Raw genomic sequence first — 3424 nt, forward strand, 5'->3', positions numbered from 1 at the left:
GAAAAGGACTTGTGGAACTCTTGGCGGAGGTATTCATAAGTCCCTTTCCCGTTCATACGCCGTGCTGTAGCGCATGAAAACGATGGAACCTATTGAATTTATTCACTAAGGAAGAAATGAAATGGAAGGAAACAAAAACGGCTGACTATAACAAGTCTCATCACAGTCTTGTCATAAACAGCCGTAGTTGCACTCAAAATACCTGTGCAACACTCGGCAGAAGACAAAGGGCTCATGACTTCCCCTCATCTTCTGCCTAAACCAGCTGTTTTTGGACGTGATGAGAACTTTGGTTTCCCAAAGCCTTCCTATTCTTCAATAGGATTCCAAAAACAGTATAAATTGTAAGTTAGCCACTCCCTGTAGCTGTACTATATACTCCTAACTAAAAACCTATTTTTAGTATAGCATATTTTAGTTTAATTAAAATTCCTAAATTTTTTCCGGTTTTTCTGCTAAACAGGGAGGAGGGGCAAACACTTTAACGGGCAAGCAAAGTCTTTACTCCGTGCCCGACAAAAATAATAAAACAGCCCCGGAGTTTTGTTCCGGGGCTGTTTCATCGGTTCAAAATTACTCTTCGTCTTTTTTGAACTTGGCGGCAAATTCGTCTTTGCGGCGGTTAAATTCTTTTACCACTTTGTTTTTGCCGTCTTCCAGTTTTTCGCGCGCTTCTTCGGCACGGTCGGACAGTTTGTGGCGGAAATCTTCCGCGCGGTCTTTAATTTTTTCTTTCAGTTCTCCCGCGTGTTCCAATACATATTCCTTTTGTTCTTCGTAGGTATCATCCGCCCAGCGTTTGAGTTTGCGGCGGGTAACTTCGCCCTTGGCTGGGGCCAACAGCACTCCGGCGGCGGCGCCTACCAGCGCACCCAGCAAGAAAGCGGCAATTCCCGCTCCGGCACATTCACATTTATGACACATAACTTCCCCCTCCTTTTGCTTTGCTATAATGTTATATATATTGTACAACAATTAGTAGGAACTGCAATTCCTATACATAGTATAGCCGTAAATTTAGTTTTTGTCAGACCTATTTTTAATTAGTTGGAGGTAACTATGCCAAATCCGTCCGCGCCCCGTCAAAACGGGAAACAACTGGCCCCCGAAGTGCGCAAACGCAACTTTGAAGAAGTGGCCCAAATTTTTACCAAAGAAGAAGCCCAGGGCGAGGCCAACCGCTGTCTGCATTGTAAAAATGCCCGCTGCCAGGCCAACTGCCCGGTGGGGGTGCAAATCCCGGACTTTATCGCTTTGCTCAAAGACGGCAAAGTAGGCGAAGCCGCCAGCAAAATTATGGAAACGAGCCTCTTACCCGCCATTTGCGGACGCGTCTGCCCGCAGGAAAAACATTGCGAGGGCAACTGCATTTTAAAGGAACGCTTTGGCTCGGTAAATATCGGGATGTTGGAACGCTACACCGCCGATACCGCCCGCAACGAGGGCTTGTTAAAGGCCCCGCAAACGGCTAAACCGACGGGCAAAAAGGTGGCTTGTATCGGCTCGGGCCCGTCCTCTATTGCCGCCGCGGCAGAACTGGCTCGCGCCGGGCACAACGTAACCGTGTTTGAAGCGTTGCACGCCTTTGGCGGGGTACTGCGCTACGGGATTCCGTCCTTCCGCTTGCCGCGCGAAGTGATTGACCACGAAATTGAAACCGTTAAATCTATGGGTGTTAAGTTTGTAACGGACGTGCTTGTAGGCGCGACGGAAAAAATCGCTGATTTGCTTAAAGATTTTGATGCCGTGTATGTGGGCAGCGGCGCGGGGTTGCCGACCTTGACGGGTATCCCCGGCGAAAACGCCGTGGGCGTATATAGCGCAAACGAATTTTTAACCCGCATTAACTTAATGCAGGCGTTTAAATTCCCGGAAACGGATACGCCTATCCAAGTGGGCAAACACGTCGTCGTGTTGGGCGGCGGGAACAGCGCAATGGATGCGGCCCGCTGTGCAATGCGCTTGGGGCCGGACACAGTTACGATTGCTTACCGCAGAAGCGCGGCGGAAATGCCTGCGCGCGCCGCGGAGGTGGAACACGCCAAGGAAGAGGGCGTTCAATTTGAATACTTGGTAACCCCCAAAGAGGTGTTGTCGGATGAAAAGGGCCGCGTAACAGGGCTTAAATGCACCCGCAACCAGTTGGGCGAACCCGATGCCAGAGGCCGCCGCCGGCCGGTGGAAATCCCGGGCTCGGAGTTTGTAATGCCTGTGGATACGATTATTGTGGCTATCGGCCAAAAGCCGAACCCGATTATTGCCAAAACTACGCCGGAACTGAAAACCACGGAGCGCGGCGTTTTGGTATTGGACGAAGAGGGCAAAACCACTATGCCGGGCGTGTATGCCGGGGGCGATATCATCCGCGGCGGCGCCACGGTGCTCCTAGCGATGAAGGACGGCATTGAGGCCGCCAAACGCATTAACGCCTACTTGGAGGGGAAATAGTATGGAAGAAAATACCATTTTAATTAAAGAAAATTTAAGCGACGTGGTGGCAAAATTCGTCATCTATAAACCGCTGATTGCCAAGGCCGCCAAGGCGGGGCAGTTCGTTATTTTGCGCGGGCGTGAAGGCGGCGAACGCGTGCCGGTTACGCTCGTAGATTGGGATAAAGAAAAGGGCACCATTACCGTTATTATCCAAGCCATCGGCAAAACGACGAGTTTATTTAACTCCTTAAACCAAGGCGATAAATTTTTGAATGTGGCCGGGCCGCTCGGTACGCCTGTGGAAATTAAAAATTACGGCACCGTAGCCGTTGTAGGCGGCGGTGTCGGCATTGCCGAAGTGTACCCGATTGCGCGCGCGTTTAAGGAAGCGGGCAACCGCGTGATTGCCGTGTTGGGTGCGCGTACCAAAGATTTGCTTATCTTGGAAAAAGAAATGAGCGCCTTGTGCGATAAAACCGTCAGCACCACGGACGATGGCTCTTTTGGTATGAAGGGGATGGTTACCGATGCTATCCAAAAGTTGCACGACGAGGGCGAAAAAATTAATGCAGGCTTTATTATCGGGCCGATTCCAATGATGAAGTTTACCTCGCGCTTAATGGATAAACTGGATATGAACCCGCACGCCAGCCTGAACCCGATTATGCTGGACGGCACGGGGATGTGTGGTTGCTGCCGCGTAACCGTAGAAGGCAAGGTGCGCTTTGCTTGTGTGGAAGGGCCGATGTTCCCGTCTAAAACCATTGATTTTGACGAACTCATCCGCCGCACCGCCGAGTACCGCCCGCAGGAAGCGCAAAGTTTGGAACTTTACAAAAAGGACCACGTTTGCAAGTGCGGCCTGCACTAATAGCAAGTTGATTTAAAAACGCCCCGGGTAATACAAAAGCCCGGGGCGTTTTTGCAAAGCATATAAAAATCCCCCGGTTTTTGTACCGGGGGATTTTCAATTGATATGAAAATCCACCGG

Annotated in this window: 3 protein-coding genes; 2 read left to right on the top strand and 1 reads right to left on the bottom strand. The window is 50.5% G+C overall.

The features are described 5' to 3' along the window. Positions 1-573 precede the first annotated feature (573 nt). Positions 574-924: a YtxH domain-containing protein gene (locus B2118_RS06160; RefSeq protein WP_428054199.1), complete on the bottom strand. Its 351-nt coding sequence runs from the start codon at positions 922-924 to the stop codon at positions 574-576. Between the two features lie 135 nt (positions 925-1059). On the opposite strand from B2118_RS06160, the gene gltA reads away from it, so the two are divergent. Together gltA and B2118_RS06170 are read left to right on the top strand one after the other, a co-directional pair. After that, entirely contained in the window at positions 1060-2448 is a 1389-nt protein-coding gene (gltA, locus tag B2118_RS06165) for an NADPH-dependent glutamate synthase (protein ID WP_428054201.1), read from the top strand. A 1-nt stretch (position 2449) separates the two neighbouring features. Next, the gene (locus B2118_RS06170) at positions 2450-3304 is read left to right on the top strand and encodes a sulfide/dihydroorotate dehydrogenase-like FAD/NAD-binding protein (RefSeq protein ID WP_428054203.1); all 855 of its coding nucleotides are present in this window, start codon (positions 2450-2452) and stop codon (positions 3302-3304) included. Positions 3305-3424: the final 120 nt, after the last annotated feature.

Origin of the sequence: Candidatus Avelusimicrobium stercoris, assembly GCF_002437085.1 — a bacterium.
In the GTDB taxonomy this organism is placed as follows: domain Bacteria; phylum Elusimicrobiota; class Elusimicrobia; order Elusimicrobiales; family Elusimicrobiaceae; genus Avelusimicrobium; species Avelusimicrobium stercoris.

Excerpts from the sequence above, each read along its gene's own strand:
- B2118_RS06160 (WP_428054199.1), bottom strand. The coding sequence starts at position 924 with ATGTGTCATAAATGTGAATGTGCCGGAGCGGGAATTGCCGCTTTCTTG.
- gltA (WP_428054201.1), top strand. The coding sequence starts at position 1,060 with ATGCCAAATCCGTCCGCGCCCCGTCAAAACGGGAAACAACTGGCCCCC.
- B2118_RS06170 (WP_428054203.1), top strand. The coding sequence starts at position 2,450 with ATGGAAGAAAATACCATTTTAATTAAAGAAAATTTAAGCGACGTGGTG.